We start from the raw sequence: 25,426 nt of genomic DNA on the forward strand, positions 1-25,426 counted from the left end.
TAAGCGCTTGCTCACCTGCGACAGGTGCGCCTCGCGTGACCCCGCCCACGTTGGCGCCCACCTCCTCGCCGTCCGCTCCCGCGTGCGTCGCGCCGTCGTCCCCCTTCGACCTGCCCCTCACCCGCCGACTGGTGAGTCGAGGTAAACGCGTCCGACTATCCGGTCGCTGGAACCTCTACCCGCTGCGGGATCGCGACCCCGGCCCCGTCAGGCGTCGGGGTGGGCGGCGAAGGCGTCGGCGAGCATCGGGGCGACGATCTCGCGCTGCCAGGGGCGCACGCCGAGGTCGGCGAGGGCGGCGGCGAAGGCAGCGGGGGTGCGCTCCGCCGGCGGGCTCCACACGACCCGGCGCAGCGGGTCGGGGGAGCAGACGTTTTCGATCGGGACCGTGCGCTCCTCGGCGAAGGCGCCGAGCGCCTCGCGGGTGGCGGCCAGCCGCTCCGCGGCCAGCGGGTCGCGGTTGGCCCAGGAGCGCTGCGGTGGAGGCCCGTCGGCCTTGACCGAGGCCGGGGGCAGCTCGGCGTCGGGGAGCTTGCGGGCCCGGGCCACGGCGTCGAGCCAGGCGCGCTGGTTGCGCTGGATTGACCGGTGGCCGCGAGGCAGGTCGGTGGGCTCGTGGGGGTCGGCGAGGGCGATGTCGACGAGGGAGGTGTCGGGGATGACCCGACCCGGCGAGGTGTCGCGGTCGCGCGCGATGCGGTCGCGCTCGTACCAGAGCTCGCGCACCGTCGCGAGGACGCGCGGCTGACGGATCTTGTGGAGGCCGGAGGTGCGTCGCCACGGGTCCTCCTTGACGACCGGGCGCCAGGACAGCAGGGCCTCGAACTCCTGTCGCGCCCACTCGCTTTTGCCCTGGGCGGCCAGGTCCGCGCCCATGAGGTTGCGCAGCTCGCCGAGCACCTCGACGTCGAGCGCCGCGTAGCGCAGCCACGGCTCGGGCAGCGGTCGGGTCGACCAGTCGACCGCGGAGTGCTCCTTGGCCAGGCTGATGCCGAGGTAGTGCTCGATGACGGCGGCGAGCCCGACGCGCGGGAGCCCGAGCAGGCGCGCGGCGAGCTCGGTGTCGAAGATCTGCCGTGGCACCAGACCTACCTCGCGCAGGCAGGGCAGGTCCTGGGTGGCCGCGTGCAGGATCCACTCACCGGTGCCGATGGACCGGTCGAGAGGTGTCAGGTCGGGCAGGGTCACCGGGTCGATGAGCCAGGTCCCGGCGCCCTCGCGACGTACCTGGACGAGGTAGGCGCTCTGCCCGTAGCGATATCCGGACGCACGCTCGGCGTCGAGCGCCACCGGTCCGACGCCCGCGGCGATCGCCGCCGCGCAGTCGTCGAGCTCGGACTCGCTCGTGATGACCGGCGGGACGCCCTCGGCGGGCTCGGTGAGCACCGGCAGCGGAGCGGGCGCCTCCGCTGCCTCGTCCGTGACGGGCTCGTCGCTCACCGGCGGCGCCCCGGGAGAGCCGTGACGCCTGCGGGCAGGGGCGGGAGCCCGCCGACGGTGCCGAGCATGTCGACCCAGGCCTGCAGGTGCACACCGACGGCCGAGTCGGCGGGGGTCCACGACGCGCGGATCTCCATCTCGACGTCGGGCTCGCGCTCCTCGAGGTCGGCGAAGGACTCGGAGACGACCCGGGTCACGGTGCCGGCGAGGTTGCCGGGCGTGATCCCGTGCGCCTGAAGCGCGTCGGTGAGCCAGGACCAGCCGACCGCGCCGAGCATGGGGTCACCGGCGACCTCGGGCTCGAGCTCGGCCCGGGCGAAGGTCACCACGCGCCACGCGCCGCCCCAGGGCTCCGGCTCGCTCGGGTCGTGCAGCAGCACGAAGCGCCCGGTCGCCAGGTCCTCGCCGTCGGAGGCGTCGACGATGTCGGCGGTCATGGCGACGGCGTGGGGTGCCAGGCGGCTGGGCGCGGGCACCTCCGTCAGGCGCACCTCGGGGCGCAGCCGCGACTCGTGCAGGCTGCGCAGCGCGTGCGCGAAGTCCGGCGACTGGGCGTCGGAGATCTCTCGGGTGGCCACCCTGCGAGGGTAGGTCGCCGACGGCCGCCAGCGCGGGAGGGCACGCCGGACGGGCATGGGAGGATGCGGCCCGTGACCACCTCTGCCTCGCCCTCCGACAGCCCCCTGGTCCGCGCGGCCCGCGGGGAGACCGTCCCGCACACCCCGGTGTGGTTCATGCGCCAGGCCGGTCGCTCCCTTCCCGAGTACCGCGAGGTCCGACGCGGCACCAACATGCTCGAGGCCTGCCGCACGCCCGACCTGGTCACCGAGATCACCCTGCAGCCGGTGCGCCGGCACCGGGTCGACGCCGCGATCTTCTTCTCCGACATCGTCGTCCCCCTGCAGGCCGCCGGCGTCGACATCGACATCGAGCCGGGCGTCGGACCGGTCCTCGACGAGCCCTTCGCCTCTCGCGAGGACCTCGACCGGATCCCCGAGCTGACCGCCGACATGATCCCCGACATCGCCGAGTCGGTCCGGCGGATCGTCCTCGAGCTCGGCCCGACCCCGCTCATCGGGTTCGCCGGTGCCCCCTTCACCCTCGCCTCCTACCTCATCGAGGGCGGGCCCAGCCGCAACCACGAGCTGACCAAGTCGCTCATGCACGGCGACCCCGAGCTGTGGAACGACCTGTGCGCCCGGCTGACGCAGATCTCCGCCGCCTTCCTCAAGGTCCAGGTCGAGGCGGGCGCCAGCGCCTTGCAGCTCTTCGACTCGTGGGCCGGCTTCCTCTCCAAGGCCGACTACCGCCGTTACGTCCTGCCGCACACCCAGGCGACCCTCGCCGCGCTCGCCGACGCAGGCGTCCCGCGGATCCACTTCGGCGTCGGCACCGGCGAGCTGCTGCCCGACATGGCCGCTGCGGGCACCGAGGTCATCGGCGTGGACTACCGCGTCAACCTCGCCGAGGCCATCGAGCGGGTCGGCGGTGACCAGCCGGTCCAGGGCAACCTCGACCCGGCGCTGCTCTTCGCCCCCTGGGAGGTCGTCGAGCGCGAGGTGCGGCGCATCCTCGACGAGGGCCGGGCCGCCCCCGGCCACATCTTCAACCTCGGCCACGGCGTCCTGCCCGACACCGACCCCGTGGTCCTCACCCGGGTCGTCGAGCTGGTCCACGAGGTCAGCGCGCGCTGAGCCCTCGGGGCTCAGGCCTCCGCGGTCGGGGTCGCAGGCGTGGCCGCGGGACGAGCCGCCCGACGGCGGCGCACCCACCACACGAGCGGCGCTCCGATGACCGCCAGCGTCACGGCGAAGGGGGTCACCGCGCCGAGCACGGTCATGCCGACGGCCAGTGCGTCGGTGAACGCCGACCACCCGGAGCCCAGCCCGGCGAGGAAGCCGGTGCGCTCCTCCTCGGGCTCGTCGGCCGGTGCGTCCTCGGTCGTCAGGCTCACCGTGATCGGGGCCGTCGTCGTGCGCTTCTCGAGCGACTTCTGCTGGCTCTTCAGCGCCTCGAGGTCCGCCTCGCGCGTCGACAGCTGGCTCTCGAGCGAGACGATCTGGTCGAGGTCGTCGGCGGAGTCGATGAGCTTGCGCAGTCGCTCCACCGAGGCGGTCATCGTGCGCACCCTGGCGTCGGTGTCGGTGTACTGCGAGGTGAGGTCCTCCGCCTCGGCCGAACGGTGGGTCACCTCGCCGACGTCGGCAAGCTTGGTGATCGTCGCGTCGAGCTCGTCGACGGGGACGGTGACGGTGATCTCCGCCCAGTCGCCGCGCGACCCGTCATCAGCCCGCGACTCCTCGCTCGAGACGTAGCCGCCGGCGCGCCGGGCCGTCGAGCGCACCTTGGCGCTGGCCTGGTCGACGTCCCCCACGGTCAGCGACAGCTCCGCGGAGCGGGCCACGTGCGTCCCGGCCGGCGTCGTGTCCGATGCCTTGGCGCTGGACCGCTGCTGGTCACCCTGCCCTGACGAGTCCCGCCCTGACGCGTCCTGCGCCGAGCCCGGCGCCGCTCCACCGGCGGCCGACTCGCTCTGCCCGTCCCCGGAGCTCTGGGTCGTGGACATGCTGGGTGCCACGTCGCTGCCACTGTCGCTGCCGCCGGCGCAGCCCGCCAGGGCCACCCCGCCCGCGGCGACCAGCGCCGCCCAGCGTGCCGTGGTCCACCGTGTCGTCCCTCGTGTGTTGCTCATCTCGATCACCCCTGCGTCGTGCGTCGGGTCTGCTCCCTTCGCTGTCATGGGTGTGACGGGGCGGCCGTGCGGGCGGTTCCGTGCGGGCCGGTTCCTCCCGACGCGGGCGGCGGTGGGAGAGTGGGGGCATGCCCCCTTCGGTCGTCGTCGTGGGTGGCGGACTCGCCGGTCTGGCCACGGCCCACCACCTCCTGAGCTCCCGCCCCGACCTCGAGGTCACCGTCCTCGACGGGGGCGACCGCCCCGGCGGCAAGGTCCGCCGCGAGGAGGTCGGCGGTGTGCGGGTCGACGTCGGCGCCGAGTCGGTCGTCGCCAGCAGCGTCGCCGCCCGAGAGCTCGTCACCGGGCTGGGGTTGGCCGACCGGATCGTCCACCCCGAGCCGGTGCCCGCCTCGATCTGGTCCCGCGGCCGACGGCACCCGGTGCCGGCCCGCACCTTCATGGGCGTCCCCGGTCACGACTGCGACCCCTCCGGTCTCCTCGACGAAGGGGAGGTCGCCCGCGCCACGCAGCCGACCCCCTTCGTCGTGGACCGCGACGACGTCACCGTCGCCGAGGCGGTCGCGACCGTCCACGGCCGTGGCGTCGTCGACCGGGTCGTCGAGCCGCTCCTCGGTGGGGTCTACGCCGGGCGGGTGGATCGGCTGTCGCTGCGCGCGACGATGCCGCTGCTGTGGTCCGCGCTCGCCGAGGGTCGGTCGATGACCGAGGCCGTCGACGGGCTGCTCCCGCCGCCGGGGACCGCGCCGCGCCCGCGCGTCATGGGGCTGCGCGGGGGCATCGGGGGGCTCGCCGACGCCCTGGCCGACGCCGTCGTTGCCGCCGGCGGTCGGATCCGGACCGGGACCCTCGTGCGGCGCCTGCAGCAAACACCGACGGGCTGGCAGGTCGTCGCCGGAGCGACCACCGCGCCCGTCGTCCACGACGCCGACCACGTCGTCCTGGCCACGCCCGCGACCCCGACCGCTCGCCTGCTCGCCGGCCACGCGCCGGCCGCGTCGTCCGCGCTTGCCGGCATCGAGTACGCCTCGATGGCGGTCATGACGATGGCGCTGCCCACGGCCGCCACGCCGCAGCTTCCGGGCAGCGGTTTCCTCGTGCCGGCCGTCGAGGGCAAGGCGATCAAGGCGAGCACCTTCAGCGCCTCGAAGTGGGCCTGGGTCCGCGAGGCCGGCGGTGACGTGGTCCTGCTGCGCGCCTCGGCAGGGCGCGCAGGCGAGGTCGCCTCCCTCCAGCGCGACGACGACGAGCTCGTCGCCGCGGCGCTCGCCGAGATCGGCGAGGCGGTGGGCTCGCCGCTGCCCACGCCGGTCGACCACCACGTGCAGCGCTGGGGCGGCGGGCTGCCGCAGTACGACCTCGGGCACACTGAGCGGGTCGCCGCGGTCCGCGCTGCGGTGGCCGACCTGCCCGGGATCGAGGTCACCGGGGCGGCCTACGACGGTGTGGGCATCGGCGCGGTCCTCACCGGGGCCGCCGCCACGGCCACGACGATCCTCGACGCACTTCCCCCTTCGTCCACCCCTCGACAGGAGCACCGATGACCACCCGGCCCGTCCCCGCCAAGCCCACGCGCGAGCAGCTCGAGGCGATCAACAGCAGCGTGCACTACGCGATGTTCAGCGCCTTCGCGCTCGTGACGCCCGTCGGTGACGACGACCGCGCGGCGATCACGCAGGAGGTCGAGGCGCTCTTCGCGGAGCTCACCGAGGGGGGCGTGCGCATCCGTGGCGTCTACGACGTCGCGGGCCTGCGCGCTGACGCCGACATCCTCGTGTGGTGGCACGCCGACGACATCGAGCTGCTGCAGGACGCCTACAAGCGACTGCTGCGCACCGAGCTCGGCGCGCACCTCGACCCGGTGTGGTCCAACGCCGCGGTCCACCGCCAGGCGGAGTTCAACCGCAGCCACGTCCCGGCCTTCATGGCGGGGGAGGAGCCGCGCGACTACGTCTGCGTCTACCCCTTCGTGCGCTCCTACGACTGGTACGTCCTCGACGACAAGGACCGCCGCTTCATGCTCGCCGAGCACGGGGCGATGGCCAAGGACTACCCGGACGTGCGCGCCAACACCATCCCCGCCTTCGCCCTCGGCGACTACGAGTGGATTCTCGCCTTCGAGGCCGACGAGCTGCACCGCATCGTCGACCTCATGCGCGAGCTGCGTGCCTCCAAGGCGCGCCTGCACGTGCGCGAGGAGATCCCCTTCTTCACCGGCCCGCGCGTGAGCGTCGAGGCCCTGGTGGCCGGCCTGCGCTGACGCGGCGCGGCGGTTCAGGTCCCACCCGCCCCACGCTTTCCGGGTCACCCGAGAAACTGCCCCTTCGCAAGGGTTTCAAACCCTTGCGAAGGGGCAGTTCCTCTTGCTGAGCCGGCCGCGTCCACACCCTTCGGTGCCGTGTGGGCTCGTCCACAGCCGGACGAAGGGAGGGTCAGCCGGGCCGCGGGACCAGCACCGTGGTCCCATGATCGACGTCACCAGCGACCTCTTCGGCGACCTGCTGCGGCTGCCCGACGGTCTCTTCACGCGCCAGGACGCCGTGCGCGCGGGAGTGCGTGACCGCGTCATCGCCGCCGCCGTACACCGTCGGCTCATCGTCCGGGTCTGTCGTGGTGTGTACACGTCACCCGGCCCTCTCAGCGTCGACGAGCAGCGTCACCTCGTGGCCCGCGCAGCACTGCGCTCCTACGAGGACGCCGTGCTCGTAGGCGCGCCCGCCGTCGCCGCTCATGGCATCCCGCTCTTCGAGGTGCCGGCGCTGCCGGGGGACATTGCGCGACCGATCGTCAGGGAGGCGCGGACTGCGCAGCTGCGGATCCGCCCCCTTCGTCATGCGTCGGTGGAGACCGACTGGGGGCCGGCGACGGATCTGCCGACCTCGCTCCTCCAGCTGACGATGGACCACGGCATCCCGGCTGGGATCGCGTCCATCGACGCGGCCCTGCACACCGGCGCCACGGACACGGACGCGCTGCAGGCGGCGCTGGGCGAGATCGCCGCGTGGCCGCACTCGTCCCGGGCTCGATGCGCCATTGCCTGGTCCGACGGGCGCGCGGAGTCGCTGGGAGAGAGCGTCACTCGCGCGATCCTGCGTGGTGCCGGCTACCGCGTCGACTCGCAGGTGCGCATCGCCGACGGTGACGGGGTGGTCGTCGCCCGTGTCGACCTGGGCATCGAGGGCACCCACGTGCTCCTCGAGTTCGACGGCAAGGTCAAGTACACGGATGGTGGGCCCGATGCGCTCTTCCGGGAGAAGAAGCGCGAGGACCGGATCAGGTCCCTCGGCTACGTCGTCATCCGCGTGACCTGGGCTGACCTCTTCCACGCCGAGCGCATCGTGCGCGCGGTCCGGTATGCCCTCGCTGCGGCCGCCTGAGGTTGACAAGACAAACTGCCCCTTCGCAGCAGTTTCAAACTCCTGCGAAGGGGCAGTTTCTCGGGTCACCCGGAAATCGTGGGGCGGGTGAGCTACCAGCCCCTCAGCCCTGAGCGGGCCGCAGCGTCATCGAGATCGAGTTGATGCAGTAGCGCTGGTCGGTCGGGGTGTCGTAGCCCTCGCCCTCGAAGACGTGGCCCATGTGGCTGCCGCAGCTGGCGCAGCGAACCTCGATGCGGGGGCGGCCGGGGAGCGAGTCGTCCTGGATGTACTCGACGCGGTCCTCGGCGAGGGGGGTGTAGAAGCTCGGCCAGCCGCAGTGGCTGTCGAACTTCGTGTCGGAGGTGAAGAGCTCGGACCCGCAGGCGCGGCAGGCGTAGACGCCCTCGGTCTTGGTGTCGGTGTACTCACCGGTGAAGGGCCGCTCGGTGCCCGCGGCCCGCAGGACGGTGAACTCGTCGGCCGACAGCTCCTCGCGCCACTGCTCGTCGGACTTGGTGACCGCGTAGTCGCGGCCGGTGGGCTCCATCATCGTCAGGCTCCTCGTCGATCGGTCTGCTCATCATGCAACGCGACGGCCCCCGGAGATCATCCGGGGGCCGTCGCACGCCGTGGGGCGAAGGGAGATCAGCTCACTTCTTCAGGTCCAGGCGCACGACCTGCGGGTCGTGGTCGCTGTCCTGGTCGGCGAAGGGCGAGTTGGTGTGGACGATGTCGTAGGTGAAGGCCGGCCGGTGCCCCTTGCCGGGGCGGAAGGGTCCGGCGTTCTTCTTCTTCGAGTCGAGCGTCGCCAGAGCCGGCGAGACGAAGATGTGGTCGAGCACCTGGCTGTTGCCGTCGTAGACATAGGTCCAGCGCTCCGACGCCGGCAGCGTGCGCGGCAGATCGGTCATCGCCGTCGTGCCCGAGCCCTCGACGATGTCGGCGAGGATGTCGCTCGTCTCGCTGAACTCGAAGTCGTTGACGTCACCGGCGACGACGAACTTGGCCTGCGGGTCGGCAGCCAGCAGGTCGTCGGCCAGGGCCCGCACCTCGCGCGCCTGCTCGTGACGGGCGTCCTCGCTCGAGCGCACCGGCTGCTGCCAGCGACCGAAGAGCGGGTCGTCGCCCCCCTTCGAGCTGAAGTGCACGGCGGCGACGAAGACGCGCTCACCGCGGAAGCGGTACTCGCCGACGAGGGGCTTGCGCGAGCCGGCGAAGGCCTCGGACGACGGCGCGACGCGACCGGGCGACTCGGTGAGGTAGGGGCCCTTCTTGTCCTTCGCGACGCTCGTCGCGTGGTCGGCGGCGCCGGAGCTGCGCTCGACGAAGTCGATGTCGCGGTTGGTGCGGTGGAGCAGCACGTTGCGGATGTTGCCGCCGGGCTGGCCGCCGTCGGCCTTGTCCTGCGGGTCGACCCAGTTGGCCTCGTAGGTGGGCCCGCCGGCGGCCTCGATGGCCGCGATGAGCTTGTCGGTCGTCGCGGAGGAGTCGACGGTGCCGTCGTCGGTCGGGCCGCTGTTGTCCTGGACCTCCTCGACGGCGATGACGTCGGGGCTGCGCAGGTTGGTGACCACTTGGCCGGCGAGCCGGTCGAACTTGCTCTGGTCGTTGCCCGGCGCCAGGTTTTCGACGTTGAAGGAGGCGACCGACAGCTCCCGGTCGTGCTGCGGCTGGGTCACCTCACGCTCGAGCCCGCCATCCTCGACGGTCGGGACCTGCGTGGCGAGCAGCTTGAAGTTGGCGAAGGAGTAGTCGAGCGGCCCGGCCACCAGGCCGGGCAGGCGGTCACGCACGTCGGCGTCGGGCAGCGAGCCGCTCGGCAGCAGCACGTCGTCGACGAGCACGCGCATCGCGTTGGGCTGGTCGTAGCCGCCATAGACGACCCCGCCGGCCGACGAGCGCGTCGCCTCGACGGCGCTGCCGGGCACGACGGGGATCTCGTAGCCGGTCGGCCCGACGACCTCGGCGTCGCGCACGCCGACCTGCATGCCCTCCATCGACTCGTAGAAGTCGATCGCGTCCCGGTCGGGGCGGAAGGCCGCGTCGTCGTACTCGACGCTCTTGGGGTCCTCGGCGTCGATCGTCTGCTGCGGCGCGATGCGGTCCTCACCGAGGACGACCGGCTCGGGCACGCCGCCGGTGCCGGTCTTCGTCACGACGGGCGAGACGATCTCGGTCGTCGTGAGGTTGTCCCAGCCGCTGGAGCCGCCGGGGCGGAACTCGTCGACGACACCGTCGACGGTCACCGTGTCGCCCACGGCGACGGTGGGCGTCGAGCGCGTGTAGACGAGGACGGCCTCGGAGGTCGCCTCGTCGTCGTCCGGCGTCGTGCTCTGCAGCCAGAAGCCCGAGGACGAGACGGCGGTGACGACACCCTCGACGCCGTTGACCTTCGCCCCGTCGAAGGGGGAGAGGTGGTGGCTGCCCTGGATCTCGGCGATGGTCTCAGGCTCGTCGACCGGCGGCTCCCCGCCGTCGTCGGGCTCGCAGACGACCGGCGTGGTCGAGGAGTTCTGCGGCGTCGGAGCACCCACCGCGAAGTCCGCGGCGTTGTTGTCGGTGTCGGCGCAGACGTCGGTCCGCGCGACCGAGGTCGTGTTGTCGGTCGCGTCGGCGGGTGCGCCCTCAGCGGTCGTCGCGGCCCCCCAGCCGAGACGGTCGGCCACCTGGCCGTCGGGGCGCACGACCTCGACACGGGCACCCGAGGAGGACATCGCCACGGTGCCGGTTGCGTCCGGCGTCGGCAGCGCGGGCAGCGAGGTGTTGGCGCCGTCGGCCTGCTTGACGAGGTAGCGCCCGCCGGCGACGACCTGGCCGCTCAGCGAGGTCGTCTGCGGCGTCGTGCCGCTGGCGGAGTAGTAGCGCAGCGTCCAGCCGGTGAGGTCGACGTCCGCCTGGCCGCGGTTGGCGAGCTCGACGAAGTCGCTGCGGAGCGTCGCGCGCGAGTTGCCACCGCCTCCGTAGGCCTCGGAGATGACGAGGTCGGGGGAGGCGGCGGAGGCGCTCGGGGCAAGCGCCGCGAGGCCGGTGAGGCCGAGCGGCGCGATGGTCAGTGCCGCGAGCACGCGGCGACGACGGGAGGGCATGTGGGCTCCTGGGAAGGGGTGGGTGTGGCCACGGGCACACTAGAACCGCAGGGTGCTGCGCGCAGCGCGAGCGGGTGAACGTCGCGTGACGATCACCCGACGGGACGAAGGGGGCGAGCCGCCCCCCTTCGTCGGTGGCAGCCCATACGCTGACCGCATGGCCAAGACCCCCGCCGTCATGGTGCCCGCCGGCGACCGGGAGGTGCGCGTCTCCAGCCCCGACCGGGTGATCTACGAGGCGACCGACCGCATCCCCGAGGTCACCAAGCTGCAGGTGTGCGAGTACCACGCCGCCGTAGGCGAGGCGATGATGCGGCACATCGGCCACCGGCCGACGGCGATGGAGCGCTGGCCCGACGGGTGGCGCGAGGGCATGCGGCTGGCCGTCGGCCCGCGCGACAAGGACGCCGACGGCTTCTACCAGAAGCGCCTGCCCCGGGGAGCGCCCGACTGGGTCGAGACGGTCGGCATCACCTTCCCGAGCGGCCGGGGCGCGGAGGAGCTGTGCCCGAGCGAGCCGGCGGCCCTGGTGTGGGCGGCGCAGATGGGCACGCTGACCTTCCACCCCTGGCCGGTGCGCCGGCCCGACGTCGACCACCCCGACGAGCTGCGCATCGACCTCGACCCGCAGCCGGGCACGACCTTCACCGACGTCCAGCGGGTGGCGGGCGTCGCCCGCGAGCTGCTCGAGGACCTCGGCATGCGCGGCTACCCCAAGACGAGCGGCAACCGCGGCATCCACGTCTACGTGCGCATCGAGCCGCGATGGTCCTTCGAGGACCTGCGGCACGCGGCGATCGGCTTCGGCCGCGAGCTCGAGCGGCGTGACGACGGGGTGACGACGGCCTGGTGGAAGGAGGAGCGCGGCGAGCGGATCTTCGTCGACTTCAACCAGAACAACCGGGACCGCACCATCGCCGGCGCCTGGAGCCTGCGCGCCCGACCCGGTGCACCCGTGAGCACGCCGATGACGTGGAAGCAGATCGCCGAGGTCACCGACCCCGCCGAGCACAACATCACGACCGTGCTCGACCACCTGGCCGACGGCGACCCGTGGGCCGACATGGACGACACGTCCCACTCGCTCGAGCCGCTCCTCGACCTGTGGGAGACCCTGCCGGGCGGCGAGCTCAACTTCCCGCCCGACTACCCGAAGATGCCGGGCGAGCCGCCGCGGGTGCAGCCGAGCAAGAAGGTCGCCGCCCACTGGGACGAGGACGGCAACCGGATCGACGGCTAGTCGAGGACCTCGCCCAGGTCGTACGCCGCGGCCCGGTCGATCTGATCGAGCGTGCACGACTCGGGCTCGCGGTCGGGCCGCCAGCGCAGGAACTGCACGGTGTGCCGGAAGCGCCACCCCTCGAGCTGGTCGAAGGCCACCTCGACGACCCGCTCGGGCCGCAGCGGCACGAAGCTCACGTCCTTGCCCGAGCTGAACCGGGACCGGTCCGTCTCGGCGTGCTCGACGTTGCCCTCCGCGTCACGCCGCACGAGCGGCTCGAGCTCGTCGACGAGCTCGAGCCGGCGCCTCGCGGTGAAGGCGGCGATGCCGCCGACGTTGAAGAGCTGCCCGTCCTGGTACAGCCCGAGCAGCAGCGAGCCGACGCCCTGGCCGGACTTGTGCACGCGATAGCCGGTGACGACGGCCTCGGCGGTGCGCTTGTGCTTGATCTTGAGCATCGTGCGCTTGCCGGGGGAGTAGGGCGAGGCGAGCGCCTTGGCGACGACCCCGTCGAGCCCGGCCCCCTCGAAGCGGGTGAACCAGTCGCGGGCCTCGTCGGCGTCACGGGTGACCCGCGTGAGGTGCAGCGGCGCTCCCTTCGCCATGCCGTCGAAGAGCGTCTCGAGCCGCTCCCGCCGCTCCGCGAAGGGGGAGTCCGTCACGTCCTCGTCACCGACGGCGAGCAGGTCGAAGGCGATCAGCTCCGCGGGCGTCTCCTGCGACAGCTTGGTGATCCGCGACTCGGCGGGGTGGATCCGCTGACCCAGCGCCTCCCAGTCGAGGCGCTGCGCGCCCGGCTCGCCACTGCGCACGACGACCTCGCCGTCGACAACGGCGCTGCCCGGCAGGTGCTCGCGGATCGCCGCGACGAGCTCGGGGAAGTAGCGGGTCAGGGGCTTCTTGCCGCGGCTGATGAGCTCGACGTCGTCGCCGTCCTTGCGCACGAGGCAGCGGAAGCCGTCCCACTTGGGCTCGTAGCTGTAGCCGCCTTCGACGGCGTCGGCACCCGGCACGTCCTTGACGGCCTTGGCGAGCATCGGGTCGAGGACCAGGTCAGCGGGAAGTGGTGTCACTCACCACATTCTGCCCGTGGGCGACGACATTTGAGACGATGGCGCCGTGACTCAACGGACGGCCGCCGAGCGCGCCCTCACCTATGGCGCGGTCGCCACGGGATCCGCCCTCGTCGGGGCCGGGTCCGTCTGGGTCGGCGCCGGCACCTACTTCGCCCGCAAGGTGCTCACCCCGGACCTCGTGCGACCCGATGACACCGAGATCCACGTCATCCACTCCGACAGCCTCACCCTCTCCGGAACCCCCGACCTGCTCGTGCCCGGCCGCTACGGGCTGTGGCTCGACGGCGGCCGCGGCCACGCCCGCATCGGCAGCGTGCTCGAGGTCGACCACCGCCGCCAGCGGGTGCGCCGCGAGCTGCTCGGCGTCGACGAGGGCGTGCTGCAGCCCGGGCCGGCCCGCTTCAACGGCTACTACTACGGCCGCGACCCGCGCGCCGACCTCGGGCTGGAGACCCAGGACGTCGCCGTCCCGGCCCAGCTCGGACCGATGCCCGCCTGGGTCGTCCCGGGCGGCAGCGGCGACCGGTGGGCCGTGCTCGTCCACGGCCGCGGTGCCCGTCGCCACGAGACGCTGCGCGCCATCCCGGCGCTCCACGCCGCCGGCCTGACCTGCCTCGTGCCCAGCTACCGCAACGACGGAGATGCCCCCCGCGGCCCCGACGGCCGCTACAACCTCGGCCTGTCGGAGTGGCGCGACATCGAGGATGCCGTCCGTCTGGCACTCGCCCGTGGGGCCCGCGAGATCGTCCTCGTCGGCTGGTCCATGGGCGGGGCGATCGTCCTGCAGTTCCTCGACCGGTCGCCGCTGGCAGCCGACGTGTCGCGTGCGGTCCTCGACGGCCCGGTCGTCGACTGGGGCGACGTGCTGCGCCACCACGCAGCGCTGCACCGCGTCCCGGCGCCCGTCTCGCACCTCGGCAGCGCCCTCATGGGCCAGCACTGGGCCCGCCGGCTCGTCGGGGTCTCCGAGAGCGTCGACGTCGCCCGCACCAACTGGGTCAAGCGGGCCGACGAGCTGCAGCACGAGATCCTGCTCATCCACTCCCGCGACGACGAGTTCGTGCCCGTCGGCCCGAGCGAGGCGCTCGCCGCAGCCCGGCCCGACCTGGTCACCTTCGTCCCGTGGTCGCTGGCTCGCCACTGCAAGGAGTGGAACGTCGACCCGCGACGGTGGACCGACACGGTTTTGGACTTCGTGCGCTAGACCCGCTCAGCGCGTCAGGCGCCACAGGCCGAGGAGCGTCCCGTCCTCCTCGAGCAGGTGCCGCGACGTCAGGCGAAGGGAGAGCCCGTCGCCGTCGAGGATGCGCGGGTGCTCCACCCGGTGGCCACCGACCAGCCGGGGAGTCCACGTCAGCCCGAGCTCGTCGACGAGGCCGGCCGCGGCCAAATCCGCGGCGAGCGAGGGGCCGCCTTCGCACAGCACGTGGGGCCCGAAGGCGGACCGGGCGCGCTGGAGGACCTGCGCCAGGTCCACCGTTTCGTCCCCGCACAGCCAGCGGTCCTCCCCTTCGTCCATGCCGGAGGCGCGGGTCGTCGCCAGGACGACCTGCTCGGCGCCGTGCAGGGTCTCGGGGAGCACACCCCGGCGCGAGACGACCACGAGGGGCAGCCCCGCCGACCCGTAGCCCTCGGCTCGGGCGGTGCCGGCACCGACCACCACGACGTCGGCGGCGCGTCGCATCGCGGTGAAGGCCCGGTGGTCGGCCGGGGAGTTGATCGAGCCCGACAGGCCGTCGGGGCCGGTGGCGGCGCCGTCGAGGGTGCTGACGAAGTTCAACCGCAGCAGGGGGCCGGGGTGAGCGTAGAGCCGGTCGAGCAGGTCGTCGTCGAGGGGGGAGCCGGGGGTGACATCGGCCGCGGGGGCGTCCGCGCTGAGGATCCGCATGGCGCCGAGTCTGCCCCAGCGGCCGCGGTGCTGACATGATGCGGCAATGGCCAAGGACAAGAAGTCAGCCAAGAAGTCGTCTGCCGCGTCCTTCAGCGAGGCCCTGCGCGCCGACCCCGGCACGGACCTCGCGTCGATCGACCCGCGCAGCACGCCGGGCTTCGACGGGGACAAGGAGGCCGGGCAGGCGGCCCTCGCCGAGCTGGCCGATGTCGTCTCCGACCTGCAGGAGCGGCTCTTCGCCGAGTCCAAGGGGGGCGGCGTTCGCAGCGTCCTGCTCGTCGTGCAGGGGATGGACACCGCCGGCAAGGGCGGCATCATGCGACACGTCGTCGGCGCGGTCGACCCCCAGGGCGTCGACATCACCAGCTTCAAGGCGCCGACTGCCGAGGAGCGCAAGCACCCCTTCCTCTGGCGCATCCGCAATGCGCTGCCCAAGCCCGGCATGATCGGCGTCTTCGACCGCAGCCACTACGAGGACGTGCTTATCGTGCGCGTGCACGACCTCGTCCCGCGGGCCCAGTGGTCGCGCCGCTACGGGCAGATCAACACCTTCGAGGAGAGCGTCGCCGACAAGGGCACGACGATCATCAAGGTCATGCTCCACATCAGCAAGGACGAGCAGAAGGCGCGGCTCACCGAGCGCCTCGAGCGTCCCGACAAGCACTGGAAGTTCAACCCCGGCGACATCGACGAGCGCGAACACTGGGTGGACTACCAGGAGGCCTACCAGGCCGTCATCGACAAGTGCTCGACCGACGTCGCGCCCTGGTACGTCGTGCCCGCAGACCGCAAGTGGTTTGCGCGGCTGGCGGTGATGCAGCTGCTCAAGGAGCACCTCGAGCAGCTCGACCCGCAGTGGCCCGTGGCCGACTTCGACGTCGCGGCCGAGCTGAAGCGGCTCAAGAAGTCCTGACACCCCCGGTCTGCATTGCCCTACGGCAATGCAGACCGGACACAGGGTCCAGCGCCTCAGGCGGTGACCGTGGCCCGCTCGATGGCCGTGGCGCCGGCGGCGGTCACCAGGCCGGCGTCGAGCGTGCCGAAGCTCTCGCCGCGGCGGCCGTCGAGGCGTGAGGCCACGAAGGCCTCGGCGAGCTCGGCGGGTGAGTGCCGCACCATCAGGCTCGCCTGCAGGGTGACCGCCAGCCGCTCGACGAGCCGTCGGGCGCCCGCGGCGACCTCGACCCCGTCGAGAGAGGCGAGCCCGGCGCAGTCGCGCTCGAGGTCGTCGAGCGCGGTGTCCAGCGCGGCGAGGTGCCCGCGGGCGACGGAGGCCTCCTTGAGCAGCGCCATGAGGGACGCGGGCTCGCGGGAGATCGCGCGCAGGACGTCGAGGGCGTTGACATTGCCCGAGCCCTCCCAGATCGAGTTGAGCGGCGCCTGCCGGTAGAGCCGGGCCATGCCGTGGTCCTCGACGTAGCCGTTGCCACCGAGGCACTCCAGGGCCTCCGCGACGAAGGGGGAGGTCCGCTTGCAGACCCAGTACTTGCCGACCGCGACGCCGAGCCGGGTCAGTTCGGTGTCGTCCTCGTCGAGGGCGTGGGCGAGTCGCAGCCCGAGGAGGGTGGCCGCCTCCGACTCGAGCGCGAGGTCGGTGAGCACGTTGCGCATGAGCGGCTGGTCGACGAGCAGCGCCCCGAAGGCCCGACGGTGACGGGTGTGGTGAACCGCCCGCGTCAGCGCCGCGCGCATGGTGCCGGCGGAGCCGAGGACGCAGTCGAGCCGGGTGGCCGAGACCATGTCGATGATCGTGCGCACCCCGCGCCCCTCCTCGCCGACGAGCGCGCCCCAGGTGCCGTCGAGCTCGATCTCCGAGGAGGCATTGGACCGGTCGCCGAGCTTGTCCTTCAGACGTTGCAGGGCGAAGGGGTTGCGCGTGCCGTCCTCGAGCACCCGCGGCACGAGGAAGCAGCTCGGCGGTGCGTCCTCGGAGGTCTTGGCCAGGACGAGGAAGACATCGCTCATCGGTGCGGAGCAGAACCACTTGTGCCCGGTGAGCCGGTAGGTCTCGCCGGTCAGTGGGCCACCGGGGGCCCGCACGGCGAGGGTGGAGTTGGCCCGGACGTCGGAGCCGCCTTGCTTCTCCGTCATGCCCATGCCGGCGATGGCGCCCGCCTTGGTGCCCACCTCGCGCAGGCCGAAGTCGTAGTCGCGGGAGGCGAGCTTGGGCGTCCACCGGTCCGCGAGCTCGGGGGAGTGGCGAAGGGCGGGGACCGCGGCGTTGGTCATGGTGATCGGGCAGATGTGCCCCGGCTCGACCTGGCTCCAGGTGAGGAAGCCGGCGGCGCGGGTCACGTGCGCCCCGCTGCCGGACGGTCGGGTCCACGGGACCGCCGTGAGTCCGGCCGCTGCCGCGTGGCCCATGAGGGCGTGCCATGCAGGGTCGAACTCGACCTCGTCGATGCGGTGGCCCCAGCGGTCGTGGGTCACGAGGCGGGGGATGTTGCGCTGCGCGCGGTCGGCCAGCTCGGCGGCCTCGTCGGACCCGGCGAGTCGGCCGAGCGCGGACAGCTCGCTGGTGGTCACGGCAAGGTGCTCGTCGGGGACCCAGCGATCGACGCCCTGTGCGACGACGGGATCGCTCGCGAAGACGTCGTGACCCCCGTAGGGCGGGACCTGGTTGGTGACCTCGTGCGTCGGCATGACCGCACGATACGACCCCGCGCGAGGGTGGCGAGGGGAGGTCCGGACCCTCGGTTTGGAATCTGTGCCCGAGGTGGGCTAATCTCGCCCAGCGCGGTCAGCAGCGATGCCGACCGCGAGTGCGGATGTAGCTCAGTTGGTAGAGCGCAACCTTGCCAAGGTTGAGGTCGCCGGTTCGAGCCCGGTCATCCGCTCTGACGGCGCCACCCCGGTGGCGCCGTCCCCGGGCGATTGGCGCAGCGGTAGCGCGCTTCCTTGACACGGAAGAGGTCACTGGTTCAAACCCAGTATCGCCCACCGGAGGTACTTGGGCCCCGGACTGCGAGAGCGGTCCGGGGCCTTCGTCGTGCCCGCTCGGTGCCCTGCGCCACGCCGAAGGGGGTCGGTTGGGAGAGTCGGCGGTCCATGGGTTAATGTTTCTCCTCGTGCCCCGCGTTACAACGCGACCTGGCGGGGCGTGCGGATGTAGCTCAGTTGGTAGAGCGCAACCTTGCCAAGGTTGAGGTCGCCGGTTCGAGCCCGGTCATCCGCTCAGAAGGTTGATAGCCACCTTCGGTGGTGGAGTGGCCGAGAGGCGAGGCAACGGCCTGCAAAGCCGTCTACACGGGTTCAAATCCCGTCTCCACCTCGACCATGCAGTCAGCTGCATGACCCGGGCGATTGGCGCAGCGGTAGCGCGCTTCCTTGACACGGAAGAGGTCACTGGTTCAAACCCAGTATCGCCCACCAGCACAACCGACGGGCCTTGGACTGCGAGAGCGGTCCGAGGCCTTCGTCGTGCCACGGCGCCCCACGATTTCCGGGTGACCCGAGAAACTGCCCCTTCGCATGGGTTTCAAACTCTTGCGAAGGGGCAGTTTCTCTTGCTGAGCTGTCCTCGTCAGCCGCAACCGGCCCCGTCCGCGTCGGCGGTGGCAGGATGCGTCCATGGCCCTCAAGGACAAGCACCTCGCCGACGGCGAGGAGATCCGGCTCGACCTGCGCACCCACTGGAAGGCCCTCGTCGGACCCTTGGTGCTCCTCGTCCTCCTGGTCGCCTTCGTGGCGGCGGCCGCGGTGCTCACCCGCGACAGCGACCAGCGCACGTGGATCGTGCTCGGCGTCGCCGTGGTGGCCCTGGCGCTGGCCGTGCCGGGGGTCCTCGTCCCTGTCTGGCGGTGGAACTCCACGCGTTATGTCTTCACCAACCGTCGGGTGAGCAACCGCTACGGCCTGCTGACCAAGAGGGGGCGCGACATCCCCCTCTACCGGATCAACGACGTCGCCATCGAAAAGAGCGTGCTCGACCGCATGCTCGGCTGCGGCACGCTCGTCATCTCCGACGCGACGGACAAGGCCGGCATGGAGCTGCACGACGTGCCCCGCGTCGAGGAGGTGCAGGTCGAGCTGCAGAACCTCCTCTTCTCCGCCGACGACGGCAGCGACGACGGCGAATGGCCACCCACGGAGCCGCGTCGCCGACGGTGACCGAGGTCAGCGGCCGGCCGGCCCGACCTACTCGGTGATCCCGAACCGCGCGTGGAGGCGCTTCATCCACCGCGGCGCCCACCAGTTCCACTCGCCGAGGACCGACATGGTCGCGGGGACGAGCAGCATGCGCACGAGGGTCGCGTCGATGACGATCGCGAGCACGAGGGCCACGCCGGTCTCCTTGACCGCCAGGACCCGCGCCAGGACGAACCCGCCGAAGACGATGCACATGAGCAGCGCGGCGCTCGTGATGATCTTGCCCGAGCGCTGCAGGCCGAGCCGGACCGCCTCGTTGGTCGAGTGGCCGCGCTCGTGCAGCTCGACGATGCGGGAGAGCAGGAAGACCTCGTAGTCCATGGACAGCCCGAAGCCGAAGGCCAGGACGAGCACCGGGATCGAGACCTCGACCGCCCCGACCGAGTCGTAGCCCAGCAGCCCCTCGAGGTGGCCGTCCTGGAAGACCCAGACGAGCACCCCGAGCGAGGCGCCGAGCGAGACGATGTTCATCAGCAGCGCCTTGATCGGCACGACGACCGACCCGGTCATGAGGAAGAGCAGGACGAAGGTCGCGAGCACGACCGTGCCGATGGCGAGCGGCGCCGTCTCGATGATCGAGCCTGTGAAGTCGGCGAGGTCGGCCGCCTGTCCGCCGACCTTGGCATCGAAGGGGGGACGCTCCTCGTGCAGGTGCGTCACGAGGTCGCGCGTGCCGGACCCGAGCGGACCGTCGGACGTGCGCAGGTCGACGCTGCGGACCGTCTGCCCGTCCAGCTTGCCCACGGTCACCACCTCGGCGGACTCGACCCCGGGGAGGTCGCGAGCATCCCCCTTCGCCCAGTCCTTGACCTCGTCGGCCTCCGCCGTGGTCACGACCTGCAGGTCGGGGGAGGCAAGGAGGGGGTACTCGCGTCCGAGGTCCTCGAAGAAGGTGCGCTGCTCGTTGTCGGCCGGGAGCAGCTCGACACCCGAGGAGGTCACCTCCATGCGGGTGGCCGGCAGGGCCATGGCGACGAGGGCGGCGAGGACAAGTGCCACGACGAGCCACGGCGCGCGCTGCACGCCACCGGCCAGCGAGGCGAAGACGCCGGTGTCCGAGGTGCGGTCGGTGCGGCCACGCAGGAGGCGGCGGGCCGACAGGGCACAGATCGCGGGCACGAGGGTCACGGCCACCAGCAGGCAGAGGACGACGACCGAGACGCCCGCGGCCCCGGCCGCCTGCATGAAGACGGTGGGGAAGAAGAGCAGCCCGGACAGCGCGATGGCGACCGTGACCGCGGAGAATACGACGGTGCGTCCGGCGCGGTCCACGGTGCGTCCGGTGGCCTCGACGACGAGCTCGCGCCCGTCCGCGCCGAGCGGCTGGCCGTCGAGGAGGTCGCGCATCTCCTCGCGGAAGCGCGAGACGACGAGCAGCCCGTAGTCGATGCACAGGCCCAGCCCGAGGACGCTCACGATGTTGACAACGGTCGCGTCGAGGTCGATGAGGTGGGAGAAGCCCCACAGCGAGGCGAGGGCACCCCCGATCGAGGCGATGGCACCGGCGATCGGGATGCCTGCGGCGAGGAAGCCCCCGAAGACGAGGACCATGACGACGAAGGAGATCGGCAGGGCGAGGCCCTCGCCGACCTTCATGTCGGTCTCGACCTGGCCGACGACCTCGTCGACGAGATCGGCGACACTCCCGCGCTGGCTGCTCGTGCCCTGCGAGCCGAGGACGACCTGGTCGAGCTGGATGCCGACGTCGCGCCGCACCTTTGCCAGCTCCTTCTCGCTCAGCGTGCTGTCGTACTCGACGACGGTGAGGAACCCGTACCTGCGGTCGCCCGGCTCGTCGACGACGAGCGGTTCGGCCCGCGGGTTCTTGACGCCACCGTCGAGCACGAGCGGGTTGATGACCGAGGCGACACCGTCCATCTCGTGGATCCGGCGGATGGGCTCGGCGACGCCACGGCGGACGAAGGGGTCCGTGGCCGGGGACCCCGACACCATGAGGGTGTCGCTGGCCAGCTCGCTGCCGCCGGAGTCCGCAAGGAGGTCCCGGGCCTGCTGGGCCTCGCCGGGCGTGGTCATCTCGCCGCTGTGCAGCCGGTCGAAGAGACCCTGGCCGGTGACCCCGCCGAGGGCGAGCGCGAAGAAGGACACGACGAGCACCGCCCAGGTCCCGACGACCGCCCACGGGTGCCTGGCCGTGCCGGTGCCGAGTCGGTGCAGGAGGGTGGGGCGATCTCGGCGGCTGGTCACCGGGACAGCCTGCCACCCGGGCGGGCCCCGGGCGTCGTGGCGGCCGATCCTGCCCACGATGTGGCGCGGAACCGTTGAGGCACAAGCGGATTCGCGACGCCGAGGGAGGTCCAGATCACACCGGGAGCGGTCGCGGCACCGGCCCTCCGCTGCCACGCTTGCACCGCATCCCACCGACCCGAGGAGGCCCGCATGATCCCCTGCACGCTGGCCGACCAAGAGCTGCGAGGCGGTGACGTCACCCGCTGGGAGCTCGACGTCGCGACGCTCGCGCGCTGGAGCGAGCAACCCACCGACCCGCGCCCCGCGAGCTTCGACCAGCAGGGCCGACTGCGCGAGGACCCGGACGGCACGGCCCCCTGGTCGGCGTGGATCGGGCTCTCGGTGCTGCTCCCGGACGCGACGCCGGAGAGCGTGCGCGCCACCCTGACCGCTTGGGTGCGCCAGCACGAGTCGCTGCGCAGCCGACTCACCCTCGACGACGGCAGCATCCGCCGGCGGACCCTGCCGGCCGACGCGGTCGACGTCACCGCGACCGCACTCGGCGACCACGACGCGGAGGCGCTGCGAGCGCTCCTCCTCGACGAGTTCCACACCCGGTGCCGCCCGAGCGCGGCGCCGGCCTTCACCGTCTTCGCCGTCGAGGTCGACGGTGGCCACGTCCTGCACGCCGCCTTCGACCACATCACCTTCGACGGGTTGTCGGCCTATGCAGCGGTCGGCGCACTGGCCGGTCTGCACACCGCGATGGCCGCCGGTCTGCACGAGCCGCACACGTCCCCGAGCCACGTGGAGACGACGACGCTCGAGCTCGCCGTCGGTGACGGGCTCGGCGACGACGACGCGCGCCTGCGACCATGGCGGGAGTTCCTCGCCGGTGGCTCCGTGCCGGCTGCCCCCGCCGCGTCCGGGATCGACCCCGAGGGCCGGTACGAGCACGACCTCGTGCGTCACGACATCTGCGAGGGCGACGTCGCCGCCACCCTCGACCTGCGTTATGCCGCCGAGGGCATCCCGACCGGCATGCTCTGGACCGCGCTGCTCATGCAGGCGATGGGCGACGAGGTGCACGCCATGGTCTCCACCCACGGACGGCCCTCCGCCCTGTGGACCGAGTCGGTCGGCTGGTTCGCGGGGGTCGCCCCCTTCGCGCTGAGCATGCCGTCGGGCGCCTCCTCCCGCGACTGGGTCCTCGCCGCCGTCGACCGGTGGCGCGCGTGCGCCCCGGCCGCTGCGCTCCCGCTCGGCCTCGTCCACCGGGTGCTCGACGTGCCGGTCTGCCCCCAGGTCGTGCTGTCGACGATCGACGGGTCGCGGGTCGAGGGGCACGAGTGGTGGCGACCGCTCGAGGCGGGGATCCTGCTCGGCGACGTCCCGCCGAGCAGCCAGACCCATCTGTGGCTGACGATCCTGCCCGAGGGCGTCAGCCTCGTGACCCGGCTGCCGCTCGCCCCGGGCAGCCGCGACTGGCTCGACGGCGTCGCCGCACGCCTCGCCCGGCTCGTCGAGGTCGAGACGTCCGCCCCCTTCGTCCAGCAGGAGCTGTCCGCATGATCAAGATGCAGCGCATCACCGACCGCGAGACGGTCGGCGGCGAGTACCTCTCCTTCGTGCCGACCGCCGGGACGGAGCGGGCGATCGCCACGGCGACGCCGGGGGAGCGGCAGCCGTCGTACATGCAGGCCGCGCACCTCGACCTGCGCTCCGACACGCTCGGGACGGGTGCGCAGGACGACATCTGGCTCGGCTTCACCTACCGGATCCCCGGGCGCCTCGACGCCGACGCCCTCGCACGCACGATCACGCGGTGGGTGCGTCGGCACGGCGTCATGCGCGGGTGGTTCACCCGGGACGAGCAGCGCCCGACCGGCTGGGCCCGGGTCGACCTCGCGCCGGAGGACATCGCCTTCGAGCCCCGGAGCGAAGGGAGTGTGGCCGCGGCGGACGTCAATGCGCGGGTGAGCGACGACTTCCGGGCCGGGTGCAACCCGCTGGGCCGCATCGGCTACTGCTTCCGGGCCGTCGTCGCCGAGGACGAGACGGTCCTCTACCTGGGGCTCGACCACAGCTACACCGACGGGTTCTCCTTCTTCCTCGTCTTCTTCGAGCTCGACGCGATCTACCGCGAGGAGACCGGGGGAGAGGCGATCGAGCTGCCGCCGGTCGGCGACTTCATGGACTTCGCCCAGGCCGAGCGCGAGCGCACCACCGACATCGACCTGACCCACCCCGCGCTCGCGGCATGGGCCGGCTTCTGGTTCGCCGGTGACGAGGAGCTGGGCCGCTTCCCGCTGCCGCTGGGCACGACGGCGGACCAGCCCGTCGAGCTCGAGCGCTACCACGAGCCGCTGCTCACGGGGGAGGAGGCCGAGGCCCTCGATCTCGTCGCCGAGCGGCTCGGCGTACGCACCACCCAGCTCGTCTACGCCGCGGTCGGGGTAGCCGCGCGCGAGCTGGGCGGGGCGCAGAGCCTGCGCTTCCTCAACCCGGTGCACACCCGCGATGCCCCGGAGTGGCTGCTCGCCGCAGGGTGGTTCATCAACGTCATGCCGGTGCATGTCGACGTGGCCGAGGGTGACCTCGTCGAGGTGGCCGGACGCGTGCGGCAGTCCTTCCGCGAGGCTCGCGGGGCGTCCGCGCTGCCGGCGGCGAAGGTCTACGAGGTCGTCGAGCAGACGCTCGGCGCCAAGCTCTCGCAGGTCGGGGAGCGCTTCATGCTGTCGTACATGGACCTGCGTCACCTGCCCGGCGCGGCGACGTGGGGCGACGCCGACGCGGTGCTCGTCTCGCGCGGGGGTCGGGACAGCAATGTCACCGCCTGGGTCATGCGGGAGGAGTCGGCGATGCACGTGCTCGCCCTGCTGCCCGGTACGCCCGAGGGCGAGGAGAGCGTGCAGCGCCTCTTCGCCCGGGCCGGCGAGCATCTGCGCGCCCTGCTCTGACGACCTCCACGGGGGCCGAGCCCAGCAGGTGTTGTCAGCGGGGGAGCGGGTAGTGCCCGTGCATGAACACACACGTCTTCGTCCTCGGCCTGACCGACCGACAGCGGGAGGAGCTCGACACCGTCCGGGAGGACGGGCCGCTCGAGTTCCACGGCCTGCTCGACCACGAGGCGCTCGTGGAGACGGAGGAGATCGACTTCGACGCGTTGCTGGAGCGCTCCCGCGCCGAGCTCGACGCCTTCGACGGCAGCGTCGATGCGATCGTCACCCACTGGGACTTCCCGACCTCCGTCCTCGGGCCCGTCCTGGCGACCGAGCGTGGGCTGCCCGCCCCGTCCCTCACGAGCCTGCTCAAGTGCGAGCACAAGTACTGGAGCCGACTGGAGCAGCGTCGGTGCGTCCCGGAGGTCGTGCCCGGCTTCGTCGCCTTCGACCCCTTCACCGACGACGTGGCCGAGCAGATCGACCTCGACTTCCCGTACTGGGTCAAGCCGATCAAGGGACACTCGTCCAGCCTCGGCTACGAGATCCGCAGCGAGGAGGACCTCGAGGAGGCGCTGGAGGAGATCCGCGCCGACATCACCGACGTCGGCGACGCCTTCGAGCAGGTGCTCGGGCGCGTCGACCTGCCGCAGGAGCTGCGCGACCTCGGCGGCTCGGCCTGCCTCGCCGAGGAGATCATCCGGGGGACCCAGTTCGCCCCCGAGGGCAGCGTCTCGCGCGGGCAGTACGCCGTGCACGGCGTCGTCGACATGCACAAGAGGGACAACGGCGTGAGCATCGAGCGGATCGACTACCCGGCGGCCACCGTCCCCGACCACGTCCAGCAGCAGGCCATCGACGTGACCGGGCGGCTCCTCGAGCACATCGGCTTCGACGACGGCTGCTTCAACTCCGAGTTCATGTGGGACGAGGAGCGCGAGCAGCTGCGTCTCATCGAGGTCAACACGCGCATCTCGCAGTCGCACAGCGAGCTCTTCGCGCTCGTCGACGGTCGGTCCAACCACCAGGTCGCCGTCGACGTCGCCCTCGGTCACGCACCGCGGATGCCCGAGGGTGGCGGCGAGTACGCCGTCTCGGCCCAGTACTACATGGCGCACGACCACGACGCGATCGTGCGCTCCGTGCCCGACGAGCAGGCCCTGCGGCAGGTCAGCGAGAAGTACCCCGGGACGGTCGTCGACCTACGCCTCACCCCGGGGGACCGGCTCTCCGACCAACCGCACCAGGACTCCTACCGCTACATGCTCGCCTTCGTCTATCTCGGCGCACCCGACCGTGAGAGCCTGCAGGAGCGGATCGACGACATCGAGCAGCGACTCCGGCCTGAGCTGGAGGACTGCGACGAGAGGAGTGCATGACCG

Annotated in this window: 20 protein-coding genes and 5 tRNA genes; 16 read left to right on the top strand and 9 right to left on the bottom strand. The window is 72.1% G+C overall.

Annotated features, from left to right (window positions below):
- Positions 1-207 precede the first annotated feature (207 nt).
- Positions 208-1,440, bottom strand: a complete 1,233-nt coding sequence (locus tag NYE39_RS01400; protein WP_341011670.1) for an HRDC domain-containing protein — start codon at positions 1,438-1,440, stop codon at positions 208-210.
- Positions 1,437-2,018, bottom strand: a complete 582-nt coding sequence (locus NYE39_RS01405; protein WP_341011671.1) for a DUF3000 domain-containing protein — start codon at positions 2,016-2,018, stop codon at positions 1,437-1,439. The genes NYE39_RS01400 and NYE39_RS01405 overlap by 4 nt, the downstream gene beginning before the upstream one ends.
- 63 nt (positions 2,019-2,081) lie before the next feature.
- Here NYE39_RS01405 and hemE point away from each other — a divergent pair, with 63 nt between their 5' ends.
- Positions 2,082-3,134 (top strand): uroporphyrinogen decarboxylase, encoded by a 1,053-nt coding sequence (gene hemE / locus NYE39_RS01410; RefSeq protein ID WP_072624471.1) that lies wholly within the window; start codon positions 2,082-2,084, stop codon positions 3,132-3,134.
- A gap of 11 nt (positions 3,135-3,145) precedes the next feature.
- On the opposite strand, the gene NYE39_RS01415 is transcribed toward hemE, so the two are convergent.
- Positions 3,146-4,132 (bottom strand): DUF4349 domain-containing protein, encoded by a 987-nt coding sequence (locus tag NYE39_RS01415; RefSeq protein WP_341011672.1) that lies wholly within the window; start codon positions 4,130-4,132, stop codon positions 3,146-3,148.
- A 128-nt stretch (positions 4,133-4,260) separates the two neighbouring features.
- Here NYE39_RS01415 and hemG point away from each other — a divergent pair, with 128 nt between their 5' ends.
- The 3 genes from hemG (at position 4,261) to NYE39_RS01430 (ending at position 7,509) form a co-directional block, all read left to right on the top strand.
- On the top strand, positions 4,261-5,676 hold the full coding sequence (hemG, locus tag NYE39_RS01420; protein WP_341011673.1) for a protoporphyrinogen oxidase: 1,416 nt from the start codon (positions 4,261-4,263) through the stop codon (positions 5,674-5,676).
- Positions 5,673-6,392 (top strand): hydrogen peroxide-dependent heme synthase, encoded by a 720-nt coding sequence (hemQ, locus tag NYE39_RS01425; protein WP_072624474.1) that lies wholly within the window; start codon positions 5,673-5,675, stop codon positions 6,390-6,392. The genes hemG and hemQ overlap by 4 nt, the downstream gene beginning before the upstream one ends.
- Positions 6,393-6,597: 205 nt before the next feature.
- A complete protein-coding gene (locus NYE39_RS01430) occupies positions 6,598-7,509 on the top strand; it encodes a type IV toxin-antitoxin system AbiEi family antitoxin domain-containing protein (RefSeq protein WP_192911966.1) in 912 nt (303 codons plus the stop codon).
- Between the two features lie 103 nt (positions 7,510-7,612).
- On the opposite strand, the gene msrB is transcribed toward NYE39_RS01430, so the two are convergent.
- Positions 7,613-8,038 (bottom strand): peptide-methionine (R)-S-oxide reductase MsrB, encoded by a 426-nt coding sequence (gene msrB, locus NYE39_RS01435; protein WP_072626183.1) that lies wholly within the window; start codon positions 8,036-8,038, stop codon positions 7,613-7,615.
- Between the two features lie 103 nt (positions 8,039-8,141).
- Positions 8,142-10,577, bottom strand: a complete 2,436-nt coding sequence (locus tag NYE39_RS01440) for a lamin tail domain-containing protein (RefSeq protein ID WP_341011674.1) — start codon at positions 10,575-10,577, stop codon at positions 8,142-8,144.
- A 157-nt stretch (positions 10,578-10,734) separates the two neighbouring features.
- On the opposite strand from NYE39_RS01440, the gene NYE39_RS01445 reads away from it, so the two are divergent.
- Entirely contained in the window at positions 10,735-11,817 is a 1,083-nt protein-coding gene (locus NYE39_RS01445; protein ID WP_341011675.1) for a DNA polymerase domain-containing protein, read from the top strand.
- Here the strand turns inward: NYE39_RS01445 and NYE39_RS01450 are convergent.
- Positions 11,814-12,872 carry an ATP-dependent DNA ligase gene (locus tag NYE39_RS01450; RefSeq protein WP_341011676.1) on the bottom strand — a complete coding sequence of 353 codons (1,059 nt, stop codon included), beginning with the start codon at positions 12,870-12,872 and terminating at the stop codon, positions 11,814-11,816. The two genes, NYE39_RS01445 and NYE39_RS01450, sit on opposite strands and share 4 nt — an antisense overlap.
- A gap of 46 nt (positions 12,873-12,918) precedes the next feature.
- Here NYE39_RS01450 and NYE39_RS01455 point away from each other — a divergent pair, with 46 nt between their 5' ends.
- A complete protein-coding gene (locus tag NYE39_RS01455; RefSeq protein WP_341011677.1) occupies positions 12,919-14,079 on the top strand; it encodes an alpha/beta hydrolase family protein in 1,161 nt (386 codons plus the stop codon).
- A gap of 6 nt (positions 14,080-14,085) precedes the next feature.
- Here NYE39_RS01455 and NYE39_RS01460 read toward each other — a convergent pair whose 3' ends face one another.
- Positions 14,086-14,763, bottom strand: a complete 678-nt coding sequence (locus tag NYE39_RS01460) for a dihydrofolate reductase family protein (protein ID WP_341011678.1) — start codon at positions 14,761-14,763, stop codon at positions 14,086-14,088.
- Between the two features lie 46 nt (positions 14,764-14,809).
- On the opposite strand from NYE39_RS01460, the gene NYE39_RS01465 reads away from it, so the two are divergent.
- On the top strand, positions 14,810-15,679 hold the full coding sequence (locus NYE39_RS01465; protein ID WP_341011679.1) for a polyphosphate kinase 2 family protein: 870 nt from the start codon (positions 14,810-14,812) through the stop codon (positions 15,677-15,679).
- A gap of 56 nt (positions 15,680-15,735) precedes the next feature.
- Here NYE39_RS01465 and NYE39_RS01470 read toward each other — a convergent pair whose 3' ends face one another.
- A complete protein-coding gene (locus NYE39_RS01470) occupies positions 15,736-17,409 on the bottom strand; it encodes an acyl-CoA dehydrogenase family protein (RefSeq protein ID WP_341011680.1) in 1,674 nt (557 codons plus the stop codon).
- A gap of 121 nt (positions 17,410-17,530) precedes the next feature.
- Here NYE39_RS01470 and NYE39_RS01475 point away from each other — a divergent pair.
- The 6 genes from NYE39_RS01475 to NYE39_RS01500 all read left to right on the top strand — a co-directional run bounded on the left by NYE39_RS01475 (position 17,531) and on the right by NYE39_RS01500 (position 18,876).
- Positions 17,531-17,603, top strand: a tRNA-Gly gene (locus NYE39_RS01475).
- A gap of 31 nt (positions 17,604-17,634) precedes the next feature.
- Positions 17,635-17,706, top strand: a tRNA-Val gene (locus tag NYE39_RS01480).
- Positions 17,707-17,868: 162 nt separating this feature from the next.
- Positions 17,869-17,941 (top strand) — tRNA-Gly (locus NYE39_RS01485).
- A gap of 25 nt (positions 17,942-17,966) precedes the next feature.
- Positions 17,967-18,037, top strand: a tRNA-Cys gene (locus tag NYE39_RS01490).
- A 26-nt stretch (positions 18,038-18,063) separates the two neighbouring features.
- Positions 18,064-18,138 (top strand) — tRNA-Val (locus NYE39_RS01495).
- A gap of 198 nt (positions 18,139-18,336) precedes the next feature.
- The gene (locus NYE39_RS01500; protein ID WP_341011681.1) at positions 18,337-18,876 is read left to right on the top strand and encodes a PH domain-containing protein; all 540 of its coding nucleotides are present in this window, start codon (positions 18,337-18,339) and stop codon (positions 18,874-18,876) included.
- Between the two features lie 27 nt (positions 18,877-18,903).
- Here NYE39_RS01500 and NYE39_RS01505 read toward each other — a convergent pair whose 3' ends face one another.
- On the bottom strand, positions 18,904-21,120 hold the full coding sequence (locus NYE39_RS01505) for an MMPL family transporter (RefSeq protein ID WP_341011682.1): 2,217 nt from the start codon (positions 21,118-21,120) through the stop codon (positions 18,904-18,906).
- A 192-nt stretch (positions 21,121-21,312) separates the two neighbouring features.
- Between NYE39_RS01505 and NYE39_RS01510 the strand changes: the two genes are divergently transcribed.
- From NYE39_RS01510 to NYE39_RS01520, 3 genes are all read left to right on the top strand, one after another.
- Complete coding sequence (locus NYE39_RS01510; RefSeq protein ID WP_341011683.1) at positions 21,313-22,674, top strand: condensation domain-containing protein; 1,362 nt, start codon at positions 21,313-21,315, stop codon at positions 22,672-22,674.
- Positions 22,671-24,062: a condensation domain-containing protein gene (locus NYE39_RS01515; RefSeq protein ID WP_341011684.1), complete on the top strand. Its 1,392-nt coding sequence runs from the start codon at positions 22,671-22,673 to the stop codon at positions 24,060-24,062. The genes NYE39_RS01510 and NYE39_RS01515 overlap by 4 nt, the downstream gene beginning before the upstream one ends.
- A gap of 62 nt (positions 24,063-24,124) precedes the next feature.
- On the top strand, positions 24,125-25,423 hold the full coding sequence (locus tag NYE39_RS01520) for an ATP-grasp domain-containing protein (protein ID WP_341011685.1): 1,299 nt from the start codon (positions 24,125-24,127) through the stop codon (positions 25,421-25,423).
- The last annotated feature ends 3 nt before the right edge of the window (positions 25,424-25,426 follow it).

It is taken from the genome of Janibacter sp. FSL W8-0316 (genome assembly GCF_038004165.1).
Classification (GTDB): Bacteria; Actinomycetota; Actinomycetes; order Actinomycetales; family Dermatophilaceae; genus Janibacter; species Janibacter indicus.